The sequence below is a fragment of the Mycetocola sp. Y791 genome, assembly GCF_059445325.1.
Window position 1 is genome coordinate 430225 of sequence record NZ_JCAIUC010000004.1, and the last position, 18832, is coordinate 449056.

At 66.4% G+C, this 18832-nt stretch carries 21 protein-coding genes and 3 riboswitches; of the genes, 6 read left to right on the top strand and 15 right to left on the bottom strand.

All coding sequences use genetic code 11. The annotated features are described in order from the left end of the window. Nucleotides 1-94: 94 nt before the first annotated feature. Complete coding sequence (locus AC1C2N_RS15125) at nucleotides 95-631, bottom strand: GNAT family N-acetyltransferase (protein WP_483404976.1); 537 nt, start codon at nucleotides 629-631, stop codon at nucleotides 95-97. A 197-nt stretch (nucleotides 632-828) separates the two neighbouring features. Next, nucleotides 829-893, top strand: a riboswitch (guanidine-III (ykkC-III) riboswitch). Nucleotides 894-904: 11 nt separating this feature from the next. Between AC1C2N_RS15125 and AC1C2N_RS15130 the strand changes: the two genes are divergently transcribed. The 3 genes from AC1C2N_RS15130 to AC1C2N_RS15140 all read left to right on the top strand — a co-directional run bounded on the left by AC1C2N_RS15130 (nucleotide 905) and on the right by AC1C2N_RS15140 (nucleotide 3583). Continuing rightward, on the top strand, nucleotides 905-1228 hold the full coding sequence (locus AC1C2N_RS15130; RefSeq protein WP_108391497.1) for a DMT family transporter: 324 nt from the start codon (nucleotides 905-907) through the stop codon (nucleotides 1226-1228). 90 nt (nucleotides 1229-1318) lie between these two features. Then, nucleotides 1319-2908: an ABC-F family ATP-binding cassette domain-containing protein gene (locus tag AC1C2N_RS15135; RefSeq protein ID WP_495434434.1), complete on the top strand. Its 1590-nt coding sequence runs from the start codon at nucleotides 1319-1321 to the stop codon at nucleotides 2906-2908. A 150-nt stretch (nucleotides 2909-3058) separates the two neighbouring features. Next, entirely contained in the window at nucleotides 3059-3583 is a 525-nt protein-coding gene (locus AC1C2N_RS15140; RefSeq protein ID WP_483404605.1) for a GIY-YIG nuclease family protein, read from the top strand. A gap of 70 nt (nucleotides 3584-3653) precedes the next feature. Here the strand turns inward: AC1C2N_RS15140 and AC1C2N_RS15145 are convergent, their stop codons facing one another. Next, entirely contained in the window at nucleotides 3654-4535 is an 882-nt protein-coding gene (locus AC1C2N_RS15145; protein ID WP_495434435.1) for an EamA family transporter, read from the bottom strand. Nucleotides 4536-4574: 39 nt separating this feature from the next. Between AC1C2N_RS15145 and AC1C2N_RS15150 the strand changes: the two genes are divergently transcribed. Next, nucleotides 4575-5090 carry a MarR family winged helix-turn-helix transcriptional regulator gene (locus AC1C2N_RS15150; protein ID WP_495434436.1) on the top strand — a complete coding sequence of 172 codons (516 nt, stop codon included), beginning with the start codon at nucleotides 4575-4577 and terminating at the stop codon, nucleotides 5088-5090. 108 nt (nucleotides 5091-5198) lie between these two features. On the opposite strand, the gene AC1C2N_RS15155 is transcribed toward AC1C2N_RS15150, so the two are convergent. Then, nucleotides 5199-6608 carry an HNH endonuclease signature motif containing protein gene (locus tag AC1C2N_RS15155; RefSeq protein ID WP_495434437.1) on the bottom strand — a complete coding sequence of 470 codons (1410 nt, stop codon included), beginning with the start codon at nucleotides 6606-6608 and terminating at the stop codon, nucleotides 5199-5201. A 960-nt stretch (nucleotides 6609-7568) separates the two neighbouring features. Between AC1C2N_RS15155 and AC1C2N_RS15160 the strand changes: the two genes are divergently transcribed. After that, the gene (locus AC1C2N_RS15160) at nucleotides 7569-8144 is read left to right on the top strand and encodes an HhH-GPD-type base excision DNA repair protein (protein WP_495434438.1); all 576 of its coding nucleotides are present in this window, start codon (nucleotides 7569-7571) and stop codon (nucleotides 8142-8144) included. A 12-nt stretch (nucleotides 8145-8156) separates the two neighbouring features. Here the strand turns inward: AC1C2N_RS15160 and AC1C2N_RS15165 are convergent, their stop codons facing one another. From AC1C2N_RS15165 to AC1C2N_RS15220, 12 genes are all read right to left on the bottom strand, one after another. Next, nucleotides 8157-8720, bottom strand: coding sequence for an alpha/beta hydrolase (locus tag AC1C2N_RS15165; RefSeq protein WP_495434439.1), 564 nt, complete (start codon nucleotides 8718-8720; stop codon nucleotides 8157-8159). Further along, on the bottom strand, nucleotides 8717-9367 hold the full coding sequence (locus AC1C2N_RS15170) for an alpha/beta hydrolase family protein (protein WP_495434440.1): 651 nt from the start codon (nucleotides 9365-9367) through the stop codon (nucleotides 8717-8719). Before AC1C2N_RS15170 ends, AC1C2N_RS15165 begins: the two co-directional genes overlap by 4 nt. Before the next feature lie 17 nt (nucleotides 9368-9384). Continuing rightward, nucleotides 9385-9852 (bottom strand): DoxX family protein, encoded by a 468-nt coding sequence (locus AC1C2N_RS15175; protein WP_495434441.1) that lies wholly within the window; start codon nucleotides 9850-9852, stop codon nucleotides 9385-9387. Nucleotides 9853-9973: 121 nt separating this feature from the next. Beyond that, nucleotides 9974-10321 (bottom strand): LysR family transcriptional regulator, encoded by a 348-nt coding sequence (locus AC1C2N_RS15180; protein ID WP_495434442.1) that lies wholly within the window; start codon nucleotides 10319-10321, stop codon nucleotides 9974-9976. A 143-nt stretch (nucleotides 10322-10464) separates the two neighbouring features. After that, complete coding sequence (locus AC1C2N_RS15185; protein WP_495434443.1) at nucleotides 10465-10668, bottom strand: hypothetical protein; 204 nt, start codon at nucleotides 10666-10668, stop codon at nucleotides 10465-10467. A gap of 93 nt (nucleotides 10669-10761) precedes the next feature. Further along, on the bottom strand, nucleotides 10762-11271 hold the full coding sequence (locus tag AC1C2N_RS15190; RefSeq protein WP_495434444.1) for a GNAT family N-acetyltransferase: 510 nt from the start codon (nucleotides 11269-11271) through the stop codon (nucleotides 10762-10764). 98 nt (nucleotides 11272-11369) lie between these two features. Beyond that, nucleotides 11370-11618, bottom strand: coding sequence for a hypothetical protein (locus AC1C2N_RS15195; protein ID WP_483404596.1), 249 nt, complete (start codon nucleotides 11616-11618; stop codon nucleotides 11370-11372). A 30-nt stretch (nucleotides 11619-11648) separates the two neighbouring features. Then, the gene (locus AC1C2N_RS15200) at nucleotides 11649-12827 is read right to left on the bottom strand and encodes a cysteine desulfurase family protein (protein WP_495434445.1); all 1179 of its coding nucleotides are present in this window, start codon (nucleotides 12825-12827) and stop codon (nucleotides 11649-11651) included. Beyond that, a complete protein-coding gene (gene nadC / locus AC1C2N_RS15205) occupies nucleotides 12811-13686 on the bottom strand; it encodes a carboxylating nicotinate-nucleotide diphosphorylase (protein WP_495434446.1) in 876 nt (291 codons plus the stop codon). The genes AC1C2N_RS15200 and nadC overlap by 17 nt, the downstream gene beginning before the upstream one ends. Next, complete coding sequence (gene nadB / locus AC1C2N_RS15210; RefSeq protein WP_495434447.1) at nucleotides 13680-15278, bottom strand: L-aspartate oxidase; 1599 nt, start codon at nucleotides 15276-15278, stop codon at nucleotides 13680-13682. Before nadB ends, nadC begins: the two co-directional genes overlap by 7 nt. A gap of 2 nt (nucleotides 15279-15280) precedes the next feature. After that, nucleotides 15281-16579 carry a quinolinate synthase NadA gene (gene nadA, locus AC1C2N_RS15215; protein WP_495434448.1) on the bottom strand — a complete coding sequence of 433 codons (1299 nt, stop codon included), beginning with the start codon at nucleotides 16577-16579 and terminating at the stop codon, nucleotides 15281-15283. Continuing rightward, the gene (locus AC1C2N_RS15220; RefSeq protein ID WP_495434449.1) at nucleotides 16576-17286 is read right to left on the bottom strand and encodes an NUDIX hydrolase; all 711 of its coding nucleotides are present in this window, start codon (nucleotides 17284-17286) and stop codon (nucleotides 16576-16578) included. Before AC1C2N_RS15220 ends, nadA begins: the two co-directional genes overlap by 4 nt. Before the next feature lie 161 nt (nucleotides 17287-17447). Next, nucleotides 17448-17536: riboswitch (glycine riboswitch) on the top strand. A 1-nt stretch (nucleotide 17537) separates the two neighbouring features. Then, nucleotides 17538-17640, top strand: a riboswitch (glycine riboswitch). A 69-nt stretch (nucleotides 17641-17709) separates the two neighbouring features. Here AC1C2N_RS15220 and gcvT point away from each other — a divergent pair. Further along, nucleotides 17710-18831, top strand: coding sequence for a glycine cleavage system aminomethyltransferase GcvT (gcvT, locus tag AC1C2N_RS15225; RefSeq protein ID WP_495434450.1), 1122 nt, complete (start codon nucleotides 17710-17712; stop codon nucleotides 18829-18831). Nucleotide 18832 lies beyond the last annotated feature (1 nt).

The following is an 18832-nucleotide window of genomic DNA, read 5'->3' on the forward strand; positions in this document are numbered from 1 at the left end:
ACCGCGAGCTTGGCTGAGTCAATTATCTCACAGAGGGCCGACATCTACCTGAGTGAGCGGGCCGAGCGGGGGTGCGGCAGATGTCCTGGCGACGTCAGCGGAGCATCCGTCGCATGACGATTCGGGGGATTCCACCCGACACGGACCGGGTGTCAGCGACCCAGGAGAACCCCGCCTGTTCGAACATGGCCCTGGTGCCCACGAACGCCATGGTCTGGTCTACTCGCTCGCCGTGGTTGTCGACCGGATACCCTTCGACAGCCGGCGCACCCTGGCCACGGGCGTAGTCCACGGCCCCCTCGATGAGGGCGGCGGTGATGCCTCTCTTGCGGTAGCCGGGACGAACCCGCATGCACCAGAGCGACCACACCGGCAACTCGTCGACGTGGGGAATCCTGCGGGAGTGTTCGATCGGGTGCAGCTCCCTCCGTGGAGCAATGCCTGCCCAGGCAACGACGTCATCGCCGAGGTACGCGAGCACACCGGGTGCGAGATCGCGGGCGCACAGTTCGCGGACTTTGTCGGCTCGGTCGGTGCCGACCAGCGTCCGGTTCTCGGCGGATGACAATCGCCAGGACAGGCACCAGCACACCGACGACGAGGGATTCTTCGGACCGAGCATCGTCGCCATGTCGTCAAACGAGTGCGCCGGCTTCACGGTGATGCCGTCCGTGTGGGCGGCGTTCGCTACCTTGTCCTCCACGACCATCACCTCCGCGTGAGTTGCCCCGTGGGTCCCATCGTGACATCGGGCCGGTACCGCCGGAAGGGGCAACGGGACCGGTGTCACGATGCACAGCCGGTGATCACCCTGCTTTGGTACCCTCGACGAAGGCCGCCAACACGGCCCCGGACGAGGGATCAGTACCCGGAACGCGACAAGACTGGCCAGAAACGAACAGTCATGTTGTGGGTAGTGCTCATCCTGTCCGGTGTCCTCGAGGCCGTCTGGGCAACCGCCCTGGGCAAGTCGGAGGGCTTCACGAAGCTCTGGCCGACCGTCATTTTCGGTGCGGCTCTCGCGCTCAGCATGGCGGGACTCGCCTGGTCGATGCGCGGCATCCCCATCGGTACCGCGTATGCGGTCTGGGTGGGCATCGGTGCCGCGCTCACCGTGGCCTGGTCGATGATCACCGGCGACACGAGCATCTCGTGGATCAAGATCGCCCTGCTGGTCGGTCTCATCGGTTGTGTCGTCGGACTCAAGCTGGTGGACGACACACATTAGCCGCCGGTTCTCCTCGGCTACGGTAGGAGAACACATGCGTTCAATGCCGGGTGGGCCTTGTGCGATATTTCACCCGGAAGGAACGCAGGCATGAGCCTCATTCGACTGAACGACGTCACCGTCCGCTTCGACCAGATGCAGGTGCTGCGCGAGGCGTTCTTCCGTCTTGAATCCGGTGATCGGGTCGGCCTGATCGGCCGTAACGGTTCGGGAAAATCGACCCTGATCAAGCTGGTGCTGGGTCAGGTGTCAGCGGATGCCGGAACGGTCGCTGTCGAAGACGGCATCCGTTTTGGTTATTTCTCGCAGTTCTCGGAACTCGATGGAAGCGCGACGATCACCGAGGTGCTCAACGATGTCTTCGTCGATATTCGCGCGGTGGAAGCCGAGCTTGCGTCGATCGATGCGGCAATCGCTGCCGATCCCACCGCTGACCTGGATCCGCTGATCTCACGCCAGGGTGAACTTTTCGAGGAGATGGACCGCCTCGACGGGTGGGACTACACGCGGCGAATCGACGAGGCACTCACCAGGCTCGGTTTCGAGGACGCTCACCGCGTGTGCCCGATTGACAGCCTCTCCGGTGGATGGCGCAACCGCGCGGCGCTCGCCAAGCTCATTCTCGAGCGACCCGATGTGCTGCTTCTCGACGAGCCCACCAACTTCCTCGACGTTGCCGGTGTCGAGTGGCTCGAGGCCTGGTTCCGTGATTTCAAGGGCGCGGCGATCATCGTCTCCCACGATCGCAAATTCCTCGACTCGGTTGTCACCCGGATCGTTGAGCTCGAAAACTTCCACCTGCACGAGTACCCGGGCAACTTCGCTGAGTACGTGGTGCAGAAGCAGTTCCGGTTGAAGACCCTCGAGGCGCAGTTCGTGCATGAATCCGAGCTGCTCGCGTTCGAAGCTGAGGGCATCGCCGATCGACGCGAGGCCGCGAAGGCAGCGAGCAGGGGACTCGACAAGAAGCTCTCAGGGATCAAGAAATCCCGTGCGCCGCGGCCGGTGGACCAGATCATCACGGAGATCTACGGCGGGCTGCACGTCAAGGATGTGCTGTGCCGCGTGACGGGGCTCTCGAAGTCGTACGGCGAGAAAGTGCTGTTCAACGATCTGACGTTCGAGTTGAGGCGCGGCAACCGGGTCGTGGTGCACGGCTCGAACGGAAGCGGTAAGTCGACGCTTCTCCGTGTGCTCACCGGCGAGGAAAAAGCTGATTCGGGCGAGGCTGTGTGGGCGAAGGGTGCCGGGGTTGTCTCGTACAACCAGATGCTTGCCGACCTCGACGATGACGACACGATCACCCACGCGGTCAATGCCGCACCGGGGAGCCTCGCGTTTGCCGCGACCCGGAAGTCGGTCGGTCGTTTCCTCGCGATGTTCCAGTTCTCCGAGGCCGACCTCAAGCAGCGGATCGGAAACCTCTCCGGCGGTCAGCGGGCCCGCGTGGCGATGGCGCAGTGCCTGTTGTCCGGTGCGTCGGTGCTCATCCTCGATGAGCCGACAAACCACCTCGACATGGCAAGCACCCAGGTTATGGAGCGGGCCCTGGTGCACTTTCCCGGTGCTGTCATCGTCGTCAGCCACGATCGTTTCTTCAGCGACAAGGTCGCCAACCGCAAGATCGTGTTCGGCAGTGAGGGTGCCGAGGCGGGCGAGCTTGAGGTCCGCGCGGCGTAGGTCGGGTAGGTCGGCCCTCTGGGGTGTTCGGGGTGACGGCGTCTGCGGTCGGAGATACCGTTTCTTCATGGTGACAGGCGTCGAGGTGGGGTGTTGAGCAAGATGAACCCGTTGGACTCGCATTGCGCGGTCGCGGTTTCAGCCGGAGAGGTGTGCGACCGTCCCGTTGACGCGGATGCTCCGGTGAACCTCTGCGCGCACCACCTTCTCGTGGCGTACGAGTGGGTCGCTCGTGATGTGGGCGTGACCGACACTCTCGAGTCGCCGTGCCTCGCGTGCGGCTCGCGGCTGGGCGTCCGTTATCCCTCCGGCTGGCTTTGCGCTGTTTGTGAGTGGAAGGTCGGCGAGATCCCTGATTCGGATGCCGTGCGGGCTCGGGTGGACGTTGTCTACTACCTGCGGTTCGGGGACCGCATCAAGATCGGCACCTCGTCGAACCCGCGGAGCCGGCTGGCGAACATCGTTCACGACGAACTGCTCGCGTTCGAACCGGGTGGTCGTCTGCTTGAGCAGGCGAGGCACGCGCAGTTCGCGAGCCACCGGCTGCACCGCAGTGAGTGGTTCAGTGTGCACGAGGCGTTGCTGCGCCACATCCGCGTCGTGAATACCGGGGTCGACGATCCCTGGCAGACCTACAAGCGCTGGGTGAGCGAGCAGGTCGCGCTGCACGGGTAGCGGCTACTGCGCTGGGCGACCGGGTCGGTGTGTTTGCGGCGTTCACTGCGGGCGGCATCCGTCATCGAGGTCAGTAGCGGGTGCGTCGCATTGTCACGAACACCCGTGCTGCGGCGGGTTGGCCGATCACGATCCCGGCGAAGACGAGGACGATGCCGAACAGCTGCGGCAGCGCGAAGACTTCGGCGCCGAGTGCTGCGCCGAGCAATACTCCGGTGACGGGGTTGAGCAGTCCGATCAGGCCGACAGTTCCGGCGCTGAGGTGGCGAAGACCGGTGAACCATGCCACGTAAGCGAGTGCCGTGGCGACGAGGGTGAGGTAGAGAAAGCCGAGAATCGCCGGTGGATTGAGCTGCGGAGGGCCGCCCTCGACGAGAAGTGCGATCGGGAGGATGACGAGTCCGCCCGCGATGAGCTGCCAGGCCGTGAGCGACAGGACGTTGACACCTGCGCTCCACTTCTTGGTGAGCATGAAGCCGAACGATGACAGCACCATCGCGCACACAGAGGCGAGGACGCCGAGAGCATTGGGGGAGGCCTCACCCGTGCCCAGCATGAGGAAGACGCCACCGATTCCTATGCCGGCGCCGAGGAGCGCGAGCGCGCGTGGGCGTTCGGACAGCATCGGCCAGGCGAGCAGCATCATGACGGCGGGGGATGTCGCCATCAGCGTCGACGCGATCCCTGACGGCAGCAGTTGCGCGGCTGCGTAGATCAGCGCGAAAAACGCGCCGATATTGAGGGTGCCGAGCACGAGCGATTTCCACCACCACGACCCGGTGGGCAGAGTGCGGGTGAGGGCCAGTAGGAGGATGCCGGCGGGGAGAGCGCGAAGGACGGCGCCGAACAGTGGTGATTCGGCTGGCAGCAGGTGCTGCGTGACGACGTAGGTGGAGCCCCACGCCACCGGCGCAATCGCCGCGATGAGAACCCAGCGTAGATTGCCTTCCATGGAAGACAATGTACCTTACAAGGAAGATATAGTGAAGAGATGAGCGATCATCCGGACCACGTCGACAAAATTCAGGCGGAATGGCGGCGGGCGCGTCCGGATCTTGACGTGTCGCCGCAGGGAGTGATTGGGCGACTGCACAGGCTCGGCGGCTTTCTCACGGATGAACTCGTTGGGGTCTATCGCAAGCACGGTTTGGGCGAAGGCGACTTCGATGTGCTGGCTACGCTGCGGCGTGCGGGCGAGCCGTTTGAGCGGACGCCGGGGGAGTTGTCGGCGTCAACGATGGTTACGACCGGGGCGATGACCAAGCGAGTTGATCGGCTGGCGGAGGCCGGGCTGGTGACCAGGCGCAAGAGTGACGTCGACGGGCGAGGTCGAGTTGTGGCGCTCACCGAAAAAGGTCGGGTGCTTATCGACGAGGCGTTCACCGATCACGTGGCGAATGAGCACCGACTGCTTGAGGCGCTGACCGAGCAGGAACAGGATCTGTTGCGGGGCCTGTTGTCCAAGTGGTTGCGTGAATTTGAGTCGGGGGATTCGAGCGGCCGCTGAGCGGTTCCCATGCGGGGCGTTGCGTGTGCGGGAATCTGCACCGCCTCACCGGGTCGTTCGATGTGTACGTTCGGGAGGTCGGTTTCGCCATCTCCGCGTGCCATTTTCTTACTGGAAGTATGGTTTGCGGCGGATCCATTCGGCGATGGTGACCTTGGGTTTGCCGTTCACCATCGTGACCGTGAAAACCCCGGTGTCGACCATCCGATGGTGGAACCAGCAGAACAAGACTCCGTTATCGAGATGGGTGGGCCCGCCTTCGGAGTGCGGGATGATGTGGTGGGCTTCGCAGCCGGTGGCCGGGATCTGACAGTCCGGCATCGCGCAGGTCGCTCCGTCGCGGGCGATCATTCCCATTCGCTGGGTCCGGTTGAACCCGCGCTGGTCGTTGCCGAGGGCGACAACCGTGCCGTCGGGGTCGATGAACACCGGGATGATGCTCGCATCACACAGAATCTGCGTGATCGTTGACGCCGCCACCGGGCTGTTCACTCCCACGATCTGGCCGGTACCGGACTTCGAGTCGATCACGTCCGCGTTCACGGTGACAACCACGGTGGGTGCCGCACCCGTGACCGATGGTGTGTCGGTGGAGCGGGCGAGGGCGTCGATCATCGCGGCGAACACGTCAGCGCGTTGCTGCCCCGCGGTCCGGCGGGCCCGGATGGGTTCGTCCGGCGCCTGATCACCTGCCTCGCCGGCCGATGCCTCGGCGGGGTCGGTTGTCTCGTATCGGTCCGCGGTTTTCGGGCTCAGCACCGCATCCAGCAGGGCGTGGAGTTTCGCTCCGACATCGACGGTGACCTGCCCACCGAACTTCACCAACCCGTCCTTCGCGGCACGGGCGATCCAGAAATCGCGTTTCTGGAACGCTTTGTCGGTCAGGGGTTCAATCCCGTCTTCGTCCAACCGGTCACGCCACTGCCGAGCCTGAATCCCCACCAAATCGGCCGACATGGGTAACCCGTCGCGCCAGCCGGCACCGACCGCCTCACTGACCAGGGTGCGCTCGGCAATAGTCAGGTGTTCCACCTCGGCACGAGGTGCGGCGAGGGACAGCTCCCGGGTGATCGCTTCGGCGGTTTCCACCCCGATCAGGCCCTGCCGGAACGCCTCCCCGACCACCGGAAACAACGGCGGTAACGGAAACCCAGCGTCAGTGAGCCTCCGGCAGGTGCGCTGTCCCACCCGGATCAACCGTGACGCGGCCGCCGAGGACACCCCGGTGATCACCTCGATCAGATGCGACGGACGCTGATAGTTGTGTTTCACCGCCAACCCGTCGTTGCCGCGGGTGGGGTCGGACCGGTCAGCGACCTCGGCACTCAACGCGGCAAGGACCGCCTCACCGGCACGCACCACCCCGGCGACCTGACCCAGCTGCGTCAACAGCTGTTCCCCGGTCAACCGGTCGAGGTGGTCCAGGTCAAGAACATCAACCACCTGACCCAGGTGCGTGAGCAACCCGGTGAGCGCACTCTCCCCCTCCGGCACCGATGCCGGCGGAAAGTCGCTCACCGCGAGACTCATGACACCCGCACACCCCCACCAGTTAAGGCGAGGACATAATGCATGGCCACAGCGGAGTTCGCCGCACTGGAACGGGTGCGGATCGGGCTGCTAACCGGGATATTCATAACCTCAGTACACACCCAACCACTGACATTGAAACTGCCACACTGGGGGTCTCACACCGGCACCATCCCGGGCGTTCGAACGCGACCCTGTGAGGGTGCGGATCGGGCTGTTGACCGGGATGTTCATGACTTCAGTACACACCCAACCACTGACATTGACGTTGACCCAGCCCAGAGCGATGGCCGCCCCGCCGGCACCTTCTTTGGCGTCTGGGATCAGGGGCTGTGGGGGTTTTGGGGAGGAGAATCGTCGTGGTGGAGCACAGCAGGTGGTTGGGTGCCCGGTTATTCCTCCCGGAGCTCCGCTGACGCCTGCGCTCGGCTGGTGCCTGCGCTGGGCTGGCAGCTGCCGCTGCTTCGGCTGCACCGCAACCGACGCCCAACTGCGCTGGAGAGTCCCGTTGGGCAATCTCTGCGGGACGTGCGGGGTCCGAGTCCCGTCCGCCGTGTTTCGGGAGGAGGATCGTGGGGGCGGGGCGTAATAGGGGGCTCGGTGCCCGGTTTTTCCTCCCGGAGCTTCACTGACGCCCCGGGACCCGGTTAGTGCCTCCGCTCGGCTGCCGTCTCTGCCCGGCTGCCGCCTCGGTGCCCGGCTGCGGCCTCTGCTCGGCTGCGCCTCCGCTCGGCTGTGCCTCCGCTCGGCTGCCGTCTCTGCTCGGCTGCGCCTCTGCTCGGCTGCAGCTGCCGCAGTGGCGGTGTTTCGGGAGGAGAATCGTGGGGGCGAAGCGCAATAGGTGGCTCGGTGCCCGGTTGTTCCTCCCGGGGCTTCGCTGACGCTGCCTCGGGTGCACCTCCGCCGCCCCGGCTGGCACGCCTACCGCGTCGCTGCGAGAATGGACACATGACCGGCACTCTCAACATCACCGGCGACGCCAACGCCGACGCCCTCCTCTCGAACGACCCGCTCGCGCTCCTGATCGGAATGCTCCTCGACCAGCAGGTCCCCATGGAGAGCGCATTCGCCGGACCTCTCAAAATCAGCGAGCGACTCGGCTCCTTCGACGCAGCATCCATTGCCGGTGCGGACCCGGATGCCTTCAGCGAGCTGTTCAAGACACCTCCCGCCGTTCACCGCTATCCCGCCAGCATGGCTACCCGGGTTCAGGCGCTGTGCCAGGCCATCATCGACGACTGGGATGGCGACGCCTCTTCGATCTGGACTAGGGATTCCCCGACCGGCGCTGAGGTTTACCGCAGGCTCAAGGCACTGCCGGGTTTCGGCGACCAGAAGGCCCGGATCTTCGTCGCCCTCCTCGGCAAGCAGTATGGCTTCGACGGCGAAGGATGGCGCGAGGCCGCCGGTGCCTACGGTGAGGATGGCAGCACCCGCTCGGTGGCCGACATCGTGGATGCCGACTCCCTCACGAAGGTGCGCGAAACGAAACGCCTGGCGAAGGCCGCGGCAAAGCGGAAATAGCGCGAGCGGTCGCTACCCGAGCGACTCCACGTGGGCCGAGATCGTCTCAAAGACCCGGGACTGGGCGTCAAGTGATGCCCGCCAGCCGGCCTTCACGGTGAGGGAGTGGTTCGCTCCCGGAATCGTGACAAGAACCGCTTGACCGGCGGGAACAGCATCCGGCACCCACATCTCATCCGCGTCGCCACCGATCGCGAGGTGAGAACTCGGCGCCCCGGCAAGCGCATCCCGCACCACGTCGCTGGTGAGCACCGGCGTCAGCCAGACCCCGGGAACTCCCTCCCGCAGAGCCCACGGCAGCGCGAAGCTGCCGAACGACTTCGCGACGATGAGCCGCCGAGAGGCGGGCGGTGCTGAGTTGAACGCGGTGGTGACCGCTTCCTCCACGAAGGACACCGGGTCCGCCGCCGCATCGACGTTCCACTCGACGCCCTGCACATGCCAGCCACGCTCGGAGAGCATCTGCGCACACCAGTACAGCAGCGGCCCCTGGATCGTGTAGCCCACCCCCGGCAGCAACACAGCGACCGGCGCGTCGGCCACATCCGCCCTGGCAAGCGCGCGTGACCGAATCATGTGAGCACTCCCTCGAGAAAGTCAGCGACGGATGCCGTCACCAGCGCGGCAACATCCCGCGCCTTCAGCGGCGACGAGGCGAGTACCTTCATGCTGTGGTCTGCACCGGGAATCGGCACGACCCGAATCGAGCCGCTGCTACCGACCTCGCGTTCAACGTCGCTCGCCGTACCGAAGGTGTCGCGGTCACCCTGCAACACCAGAGTGGGGGCCGACGGCAGCAGCAGTTCATCCAGTCGCGTCTTCTCCGGCTTTCCAGGCGGGTGCAGCGGGAAGGCCAGGCACACGACAGCGGCAGCGCCCAGATCGTCGGCGGTCCGGCAGGCCACACGTGCTCCGGCGCTTCGCCCACCAACCACCAGCGGAAGCCCGGCGGCCAACTCGGCAACGGCGGGCGCTGTCTCCCGCCACGCGATATCGAGCGTCGCCGGGCGCGGGGCAAGCTTCTTCCCGGCGACACGCCATGGTTGCTCGTAGCGCACCACGGTGAAGCCATGATCGGGCAAATGGTCGGCCACCGCGGCGAGATCGAGGGCGCCGATCCCGCCGCCGGCACCGTGACCCAGCCAGACAACGGCTCGAGGCTGCGCTGCCTCGCTGACCGTCAATCTGCCAGGGCCGAGCGAGGTGGGGACGTCGATGATCATGGAGGACTCCGCCCGCTCTATGCCGCAAGAGGATCGTGCTTCGCGGCAGCGCGGCGGTTCCGCCACGCGCGCCATGCGCCGGTGGACCACAGCGCCCAGATCACGAGCAGCGGCTGGAACAGCAGACGGATGCCGCGGCTGAGATCGTCGTTGAGGCCGAATGAGTCGGTGCCCGTGGTGAACTGCGAGATGTTGCCAGGGAAGATCGCCACAAAGAATGCCGCCACGATCCAGCCAACGGGCACCCGCCAGCGCCAGAGCAGGAGAAGAGACAGCCCGAGCACGATCTCGACGATGCCGGATGCCACGACCACGAAGTCGACATCGATGGGCAGCCAGGTGGGAACCTGCGCCTGGAACGCATCCCTCGCGACGGTGAGGTGGCCGACGCCGGCGGTCAGCAGGAACAGGCCCAGGATGACCTGCGCGACCGTCGCTGCGAGCGACGTGCGTCGGACGGGCGTGGGTGTTTCCGCGTGAGTCATCTCTTCAGCCTAACCCCGGATACGTGCAGACACTGCATGAATTTGGAATCCGCTACATTTTCGCGGGGTACGGGCGTCCCTCAGCGGCAGCCGGGCGTAACCCAGCGGAACTTAGCGTGGTTCAGCGGGACTGGCGTCGCTTGCCCGGACGGGGCTGGCCCTTCACGGCGGGCGTCCGGCCCTTGCCCTTCGACGCCTTTGCCTTGCCGCCGGCGGGCTGTGGTTTGTTCTGCACCGATGCCGCTGTCGCCGCGAGCTTCTTCTGCTGGTCTGCGAGGAGCTCGGCTCCAGCGGGGGTGAGCGTCGTGGTCGACGCGTTCATGTCGAACAGGGGAGTGCCCAGTTCGTTCTCCAGTTCACGGACCGAGGCGATGAGCGTCGACCGCGGAATGTTGAGGTGCTTCGCTGCGTGCGCAAAGTGAAGTTCTTCGGCAGCGGCCACAAAACGGCGAAGCGCGATGGTATCCATGTTCTCAATTCTTGTCGGGCGTGAGAAACACGCCCAGGTGCCAAGGGTACGCGTGTTCACCTGCTCCAGCCTCATCGGAGCGCCGGTGCTGGCCCAGCGACCGGCGCTCCACGATGGCTAGGGCGACCGGCGCTCCACGATGGCTAGGGCGCAGGCGCGCCACCCTCGGTGGGCTCCGGCGTCGGAAGGATGTTGTCGCTCCCGGTCTCGGCGCTTGCCGAGCGTTCGCCGGTCAGAGTGGTTGGTTCCTCATCGCGGCTGCTGGTCGCCGACGATGGCTCTGCACTCTTTTTCGCCGTCAGCTCGTCGTCACGGTTGCCTGTCGTATCGCTGCTGTCTGTTGTCATGCCTTCACGGTATGCGGCGCGATCGATGACGCTCAAGGGCTTGCATTTGACGTCGAGCACCCGTATTCGGGCGCTCGACAACCTCAGCCGGACTCAGTCGACCTGGAACTTGAAACCGCGATGAGACCCGACAAATCCGAGCCGCTCATAGAACCGGTGGGCGTCGGTTCTCGCGTTGTCGGAAGTGAGCTGAACTAGCCCGGCGTCGAGTGCGGGAGCCGCGGTACCGGTCACCCATCGCATCATGGCGCCGCCAACACCGCTCGAGCGAGACCCGCTTCCGACCCGCACCGCCTCGACCAGCAACCGGGTTGCACCGCGCCTGGCCATGCCGGGCACCCTGGTGAGCTGCATCGTCGCGATGACAGTGTCGTCCGGATCGACGGCAACGATGACCTCGTTCGAGGAATCATCGATCAACTCGCCGAGTGCGCCCGCGTACGCGGCGGCATCCGTTTCGTCGGCTCGATCTCCGCGTCCCGCGCTGATCGGATCGTCAGCGAGGAGAGCCATCAACCCTCCCAGGTCTTCCCGCGTCGCGCGGCGAAGGGTTACCGGCAGGCCGGTATCGAGAGCGGCGGGGAGAGGCAGTTTCGCGAGCACACGCTCAGTGTCCCACGGGGTGACGGGGGCGCACCCCTCTGGAGCCGCGGGTTGCGGCGTCGACCGAGCACTCGCTCAGCCCCTGACCACCGCTGGGACTAGAAGTCGCCGGAATCCGAGTCGATGGCCTTCGGGTAGATGCGCCCCGGCGGCTTCCTCGGTGCCGAGCGCTGTGCCCGGCTCTCACGGTAGGGCTGACCATCGGTGGGGTTCGCCGCCGGCAGCCAGTTCTTGAGGATGGCGAGCTCGGGAGCCACGATCTCCTCGTTGCTGAGGTCATAGTTCTCGTCGACCGGACGAGCCTTCTTTTTGCCGAATCTCCGACCCGGCTCCTGTGGCTTCTCCATGGCCTCACCGTACGCTCCGGCCCACCCTTGTCAAGAGACCCTCGGCGATTCCACGGCTGCCACCGAGCCAGCTCCGATGCGCGTGACCGATCGAACGGATGCCACCACAGCGTGCGCCACCTCCTCGAGTTGCCCGGCCGTGATCGATGCCGGAAACGTGAAGCGCACCGCGGTGTGCGCGACCTCTGCCGACACTCCAAGCGCTGTCAGGACGTGCGACGGTTCGTCGCTGCCCGCGGCACACGCCGAACCACTCGATGACACGAACCCGTGCCGTTCCAGTTCGAGAAGCACCGCCTCTCCGCTGGTGCCGGGGAAGCAGAACGATGCGTGGCCGGGCAGGCGTTGCACGGGGTGCCCCGTCGGCACAGCAGCCGGGACGAGTGCGCGAACGCGAGACGTGAACTCCGAGCGCAGCGCTGCCAGCCGCGCCGCGGCATCCGTGCTCTCGTCCTCGGCCAGTTCGAGAGCCGTCGCGAGCCCGACGGCACCCGCCACATTCTCGGTGCCCGAGCGCCTCGACCGCTCCTGGCCACCACCGTGGACAAGCGGCTCGATGGGCAGCCGGCCTCGCAGGGTCACCACGCCGACGCCTTTCGGTGCGCCGATTTTGTGACCGGAGAGCGACAGCGCATCCACGCCGAGGGCGGGAACCGACAGGTCGAGCCAGCCCGCAGCCTGAACCGCATCGGTGTGAAAGGGGATGCCCCGGGTCGCGGCGACGGCACTGAGCGCCGCGATGTCCTGGATCGTGCCGATCTCGTTATTGGCGTACATCACCGAGACGAGTGTCGTGTCGTCGCGCAGCACACCCTCGAGCGCCTCGGGCGTCACGATGCCGTCGGGGGAGAGCGGCGCGAATGACACAGTGAAGCCGTGCAGTCGACGGAGGTAATCCACCGATTCGAGTACGGCCTCATGTTCGATCGCCGTCGTGACGAGATGCCTGCCGCGCGGGTTGCCGAGCGCGATGCCCTTGACCGCGAGGTTGTCGGCCTCGGTCCCGCCGGAGGTGAACACGACCTCGCTCGCACGGACGCCGAGAACCGCCGCGACCCGGCTTCGCGCATCGGCGAGCGCCATTGCCGCGCGCTCGCCGACGGTGTGCACACTGGATGGGTTGCCAAACTCGGCGGTGAGGTACGGCCACATGGCCTCGAGTACCTCCCGGCGCACCGGTGTCGTCGCCGCGTTATCGAGGTACAGCATCGGGATCCGCCGAGAGTGCGACGTCGAGGCCAAGATCGAGCGAGCGGATGCTGTGGGTCAGCGCACCCGACGAGATCACGTCGACCCCGGTGCGGGCGATCTCGCCCACGGTGTCGATGGTCACGTTTCCCGACGCCTCGATGATCGCGCGACCGGCGACGAGGGCGACACCCTCCCGCAGTTCGTCGAGGCTGAAGTTGTCGAGCATGATCGTGTCGACACCGGCGGCGAGTACCGGTTCGATTTGATCGAGGCGGTCGACCTCCACCTCGAGGTGGGTCGTGTGCGACAGGCGGGAACGAACGTCGAGGAGAGCATCGGTGACGGAGATGCCGCCCGCCGTGAGGACCGCGAGGTGGTTGTCCTTTGCCATCACGGCGTCGGAGAGCGAGAAGCGATGGTTGAAACCACCGCCGGAGCGGACGGCGTGGCGCTCGAACGCGCGAAGGCCCGGTGTCGTCTTCCGGGTGTCGACGATGCGCGCCTTCGTGCCCGCAACCTGCTGGACATACCGTGCCGTCTGCGTCGCGATTCCTGACATCCGTTGCACGAAGTTGAGGGCGATGCGCTCGGCCTGCAGCACGCCGCGCGCGGGACCGGTGACGGATGCCAGGACGTCGCCCGCCTCGAACGGCTCGCCATCGGCCAGCAGCAGGTCGACGGCGATGGCGGGCTCGGTGAGGCGAAACGCCGCCGCGAACACGGCACCGCCGCTGAACACCCCGGGCTCTCGGGCGACGAGCCGCGCTGTCGCCGATGCCGTCGCCGGAATGAGAGTCTCGCTCGTGAGGTCGCCCCACGGGGCGTCCTCGTCGAGGGCGAGCGCGACGACACGGTCGATGTGTTGCTGGGTCAGCATGGGAGGGCCTCTCGGGAGTGTTCGGAAACTGGAGAACGGGTCGTAGCGGCATCCGTCAGCAGGATGGGCGCGGCCTGGCCGGGGTCGGTGGCCGGACAGTCCGTGCGGGTATGGGCGCCGCGGGACTCGGTGCGGGCCAGCGCAGCGGTGACGAGCGCTCGACCGAGGGCGAGCAGGTTGCGGTCTTCGAGGTCGTGCTCGGTGACATTCGGGAGGTCGAGCATGCTCCAGCCCTCGAGGATCTGCGAGGCTAGCTCGAGACCGGCGGTCGACCGGTTCAGCCCGGCGCTCGCCCACAGCAGCCGTTGCAGGGCACCCCGGGAGAACGGCGGCACCTCGCCGGGAGCGCCCTCGGCGGGCGAGCCCGTGTCAACTCGGGGGCGCAGCTCGGACGCCGTGCGCACTCCGTCGAAGTGCGCGGCGAGGGAGAGGTCGCCTGTTACCGCTGACGCCGCCCGACGCCCGAACACCGCACCCTCGAGCAGAGAGTTCGACGCCAGTCGGTTGGCGCCGTGAACACCGGTGCGGGCAACCTCGCCGATGGCGAACAGGCCGGGGATCGACGTGCGGCCGTCGAGGTCGGTGGCGATACCGCCCATCCAGTAGTGGGCAGCGGGCGCAACGGGAACGGACTTGCGAGACCAGTCGATGCCGGCGGCTCGCACGGCGGCATTGATGCCCGGGAATCGTGCCGCCAGGTAGTCGGCACCGAGCGCCGTCGCGTCCAGCTCGACCGGTTGGCCTTCCTGTCGTGCCATTGTCGCTGCGATGCCCCTCGCGACGACATCACGCGGCGCGAGCTCGGCGGCGGGGTGGATGCCCGGCATGAACCGGGTGCCTGTCGCATCGCGGAGTACCGCCCCGTCACCTCGCACCGCCTCTGAGATGAGGAAGTTGGCCGCCGTGACGAGGGCCGTCGGGTGGAACTGGTAGAACTCGAGGTCCGCGAGCACGGCACCGGCCCGAAGCGCGGCGGCCGCTCCGTCACCCGTGGCACCCGACGGGTTGGTCGTGTATGGGTACAGCTGGCCGGCGCCGCCCGTCGCCAGGAGCACCGCGTCGGCGTCGAGCCGGAACCGGATGCCGTCGGCATCCTGCAGGTCGACGCCGCTGACCCGGCCGTCCTCCAGCACGAGGTCCCGGAGGAAGGCGCGCTCGAGCACGGTGACGGAGCTGGCCCTAAGGCGATCGACGAGAGCCGCTTCAATCACGGCACCTGTGGCGTCACCGCCGGCGTGCAGGACCCGCGGGTAGGAGTGGGCGGCCTCGCGGCCCTTCGCGAGCTCGCCCTCGTGCCTGTCGAACGCCACCCCGAGCGCGACGAGTTCATGAATGCGCGCGGGGCCTTCCGAGCAGAGCACGGCGACGGCTTCCGCGTCGCACAGTCCCGCCCCCGCGGCCAGGGTGTCGGCAATATGTGCGTTCACGCTGTCGTCGTCGAACATTACGCCCGCGATGCCGCCCTGGGCGAAGCGGGTGTTGCTCATACCCAGAGCACCCTTGGTGATCAGGGTGACGGAGTGTTCGGCGCTCGCCGTGAGCGCGGCTGTGAGGCCGGCGATTCCGGACCCGACGACGATCACCCGCTTCACGATCAGCCTCCCGTGTGCGCTGGAGGCTTCGCCGCGAGCATCCGCTCGAGGGCGAGGCGAGCGGGTTCGGCGACGTCGTCCGACACGGTGATCCGGTTGAGCACGACCCCCTCGAGGAGCGAGTCGAGGACCCACGCGAGGTAGCCCGGGTGGATGCGGTACATCGTCGAGCAGGGGCAGACGACCGGGTCGAGGCAGAAGATCGTGTGCTCGGGGTGTTCAGCCGCAAGCCGCTGCACCAGGTTGATCTCCGTGCCGATCGCGAACGTGGAACCGGGGGGTGCCGCCTCGATCGCCTTGCGGATGTAGTCGGTCGAGCCGTATTCGTCGGCCGCGTCGACAACGGGCATCGGGCACTCCGGGTGCACGATCACGCGAACACCGGGGTGCTCGACGCGGGCCCGTTCGATCTGCTCGACGGTGAAGCGCTTGTGCACCGAGCAGAAGCCGTGCCAGAGGATGACCTGGGCAGCCTGGAGCGCGAGCGCGTCGTTGCCGCCGAACGGCTTGTTCGGGTTCCACATCGGCATCCGCTCGAGCGGAACGCCCATCGCCTTTGCCGTGTTGCGCCCGAGGTGCTGGTCGGGGAAGAACAGCACGCGCTGGCCGCGTTCGAACGCCCACTCGAGCACGGTTTCCGCGTTCGAGGAGGTGCAGACGATACCGCCGTTGCGGCCACAGAATCCCTTGAGCGCAGCCGAGGAATTCATGTAGGTGACGGGGATCACGGGGACTCGCCCCGAGGCATCCGGCTCGGTGCCGTAGAGCTCGGTGAGCTCCTCCCAGCATTCCTCGACCTGGTCGATGTTCGCCATGTCGGCCATCGAGCAGCCGGCGGCGAGGTTGGGCAGGATGACCGACTGTGACGGGGTCGAGAGCAGGTCTGCCGTCTCGGCCATGAAGTGCACGCCGCAGAACACGATGGCCTCTGCGTCCGTACGGGCCTTCGCCGCGTTCGCGAGTTGGAACGAGTCGCCGACGTAGTCGGCGTACGCGACGACCTCGTCACGCTGGTAGAAGTGGCCGAGAATGACGAGCTTCGACCCCAGCGTCTCTTTGGCCGAGCGGATGCGACGGTCCAGTTCCTCGGTGGATGCCTCGCGGTAGAACGCGGGCAGTTCACCCTGGCGCGGTGAACCGACGGGAATCAGGTCGCCCATCGATGAACCCGGACCATAACCCGGCGGCCGGGAGTCGAACAGCCAGGGTTTCTGGACGAGGTCGGGGCTGCACGCGGCGCCGGGCGCAGTTCCGGCGGCGATCTCGATGAGCGTGCTGTCGACCGAGGCGGTGAGGGTCATGATGCTCCCTGTGAGCGGTCGGTACGCGAGCGGCCGAGGGGCCCGTTGGTCTCCACTGTTGCCGCGTATCGATAGAGGCGGGCGGGGCGATGCCGGCCTCCTGTCCGAAGCTGCTCGGTCGGTACCACCTGCCCGGAGCCCTCGATCTGGCGCCGGAAGTTGGCCGCGTCAAGTGACTTCTGCAGCACGGCCTCGTGGACCTCGCGCAGTTCGGACAGGGTGAAGGTGTCGCCGAGGAACGCGGAGGCGATGTGGCTGTACTCGAGCTTGTTGCGGAGCCGCCACAGCGCATACTCCACGATGAGGCTGTGGTCGAAGGCGAGTTCGGGCACCGAATCAGCCTCGAACCAGCGAACGTTCTCGGTCTCGACGGCGATGTCGGCCTCATCGGAACGCACCAGGGCCCAGTAGACGATTGAGACGACGCGCTCGCCGGGGGAGCGGTCTGTGTTGCCGAACGCGTAGAGCTGCTCGAGGTACTGCGGGGTCAGCAGCGTCGTTTCAGCGAGGGTACGTGCCGCGGACTCCGCCAGGTCCTCGTCGGGCTCGAGAGGTCCGCCCGGGAGAGCCCACATACCGACGAACGGATCACGGATGCGCCGCACGAGGGGGAGCCACACGGTCATGCGGCCATCGACCGGTGATGGCCGAAGCGCAAAGATCACCGTCGAAACGGCGACGTGGACGGGCGCTGCGTGTGCGGCCATCACGAATCCTTCCAGTTAAAGTCACCATGACTATAACTAGACCCATCTTAGTGTCAACGTGACCCGAACTGAATAAAAATATCCGCCAGATTTTCTCTGGGATGCCGAGCACTCTGAGTGCGCCTCACTGTAGGCTGGGCGAAAATCGAATATCGGGCCGCACACGCGATGCGGGAGAGCCGGGCTTGCCCGGCACCGAAGGAGCAAGCCTCCCTGCCAATCTCTCAGGTCTCTGTACCGCATCGAACTGGCCACTCTGGAAAGCGAACGCCTGGCGTTCCGCCGACGGTGAAAGCCGCCAGCCGTGATCGACGGCTGCGCGAGCGAAACTCTCAGGCCCATGACAGAGAGGGAGTTCCTCAGGCACCTTGAGTGCCGCAGCCGCTTTTTGCGATCGTCGCCCCGGCGACACCTGGAGAACTCGTGTCAGACCCCGCACCAGAACGCACCAGCCCGCTCGCCGCGGTCCATTCCGAGCTCGGAGCGAGCTTCACCGATTTCGCTGGCTGGCAGATGCCGGTGCGCTACACCAGCGATCTCGCGGAGCACGCGGCGGTCCGGAACGCCGCAGGCATCTTCGATCTCTCCCACATGGCCGAGATCCTCGTGTACGGACGGGACGCCGGCCGATTCCTCGACTTCGCCCTCGCCGGACGGCTGTCGTCGATCGACGTCCTGCAGGCGAAGTACAGCCTCCTGCTCACCGAGGCGGGCGGCATCCTCGACGACGTCGTGGTTTACCGGCTCGGTGACACGACGTATCTCGTGGTCGCCAACGCGGGCAACCGGGATGCCGCTGCCGCCGCGCTGTCGGAGCGGGCGTCCGGGTTCGACGTCACCGTCGACGACCAGAGCGACGACTACGCGTTGATCGCCGTCCAGGGCCCGAACTCGCGGACGATCCTCGAGCAGACGACAGGCTTCAGTGAGCTCGGTGTCCCTCTCGATGAACTCCGCTACTACCGGGCGACCGACGGGTTTTTCAATGGCGTTCCGCTCGTCATCGCGCGGACCGGCTACACCGGCGAGGACGGGTTCGAGCTTTACCTCAGGGCCGATGCGGCCGTGCTGCTGTGGCGCGCTCTCGAAGAAGCGGGCGAAGCACACGGACTCGTCCCTGCCGGGCTCGCGAGCCGCGACACGTTGCGCCTGGAAGCGGGGATGCCGCTGTACGGCCACGAACTCGGCACTGAGACGTTCCCCGTACAGGCCGCTCTCGGCCGGGTGGTCGCACTCTCCAAAGAGGGCGACTTCGTCGGTCGGGCGGCTGTCGAGGCCGGGCCGGCGGACGACGCCCGTGTGCTCGTCGGGCTGACCGCGGCGGGCAGGCGTGCCGGTCGTGCCGGCTACCCGGTGGTTTCCGGCGATTCCGTGGTCGGAACCGTAACGAGCGGTGCGCTGTCACCGACGCTGGGGCATCCGATCATGATGGCGTACGTGGACCCGGCCGCGTCGACGCCCGGCACCGAACTCGCCGTCGACGTTCGAGGCACACGAATTCCCGCAACTGTCACCACACTGCCGTTCTATCGGAGAGAGAAGTAAG

Bases quoted from the DNA above. Each gene is read 5' to 3' on its own strand.
- AC1C2N_RS15125 (WP_483404976.1), bottom strand. From the start codon at position 631: ATGGCGACGATGCTCGGTCCGAAGAATCCCTCGTCGTCGGTGTGCTGG.
- AC1C2N_RS15130 (WP_108391497.1), top strand. From the start codon at position 905: ATGTTGTGGGTAGTGCTCATCCTGTCCGGTGTCCTCGAGGCCGTCTGG.
- AC1C2N_RS15135 (WP_495434434.1), top strand. From the start codon at position 1,319: ATGAGCCTCATTCGACTGAACGACGTCACCGTCCGCTTCGACCAGATG.
- AC1C2N_RS15145 (WP_495434435.1), bottom strand. From the start codon at position 4,535: ATGGAAGGCAATCTACGCTGGGTTCTCATCGCGGCGATTGCGCCGGTG.
- AC1C2N_RS15150 (WP_495434436.1), top strand. From the start codon at position 4,575: ATGAGCGATCATCCGGACCACGTCGACAAAATTCAGGCGGAATGGCGG.
- AC1C2N_RS15160 (WP_495434438.1), top strand. From the start codon at position 7,569: ATGACCGGCACTCTCAACATCACCGGCGACGCCAACGCCGACGCCCTC.
- AC1C2N_RS15165 (WP_495434439.1), bottom strand. From the start codon at position 8,720: ATGATTCGGTCACGCGCGCTTGCCAGGGCGGATGTGGCCGACGCGCCG.
- AC1C2N_RS15170 (WP_495434440.1), bottom strand. From the start codon at position 9,367: ATGATCATCGACGTCCCCACCTCGCTCGGCCCTGGCAGATTGACGGTC.
- AC1C2N_RS15175 (WP_495434441.1), bottom strand. From the start codon at position 9,852: ATGACTCACGCGGAAACACCCACGCCCGTCCGACGCACGTCGCTCGCA.
- AC1C2N_RS15180 (WP_495434442.1), bottom strand. From the start codon at position 10,321: ATGGATACCATCGCGCTTCGCCGTTTTGTGGCCGCTGCCGAAGAACTT.
- AC1C2N_RS15185 (WP_495434443.1), bottom strand. From the start codon at position 10,668: ATGACAACAGACAGCAGCGATACGACAGGCAACCGTGACGACGAGCTG.
- AC1C2N_RS15195 (WP_483404596.1), bottom strand. From the start codon at position 11,618: ATGGAGAAGCCACAGGAGCCGGGTCGGAGATTCGGCAAAAAGAAGGCT.
- AC1C2N_RS15200 (WP_495434445.1), bottom strand. From the start codon at position 12,827: ATGCTGTACCTCGATAACGCGGCGACGACACCGGTGCGCCGGGAGGTA.
- nadC (WP_495434446.1), bottom strand. From the start codon at position 13,686: ATGCTGACCCAGCAACACATCGACCGTGTCGTCGCGCTCGCCCTCGAC.
- nadA (WP_495434448.1), bottom strand. From the start codon at position 16,579: ATGACCCTCACCGCCTCGGTCGACAGCACGCTCATCGAGATCGCCGCC.
- AC1C2N_RS15220 (WP_495434449.1), bottom strand. From the start codon at position 17,286: ATGGCCGCACACGCAGCGCCCGTCCACGTCGCCGTTTCGACGGTGATC.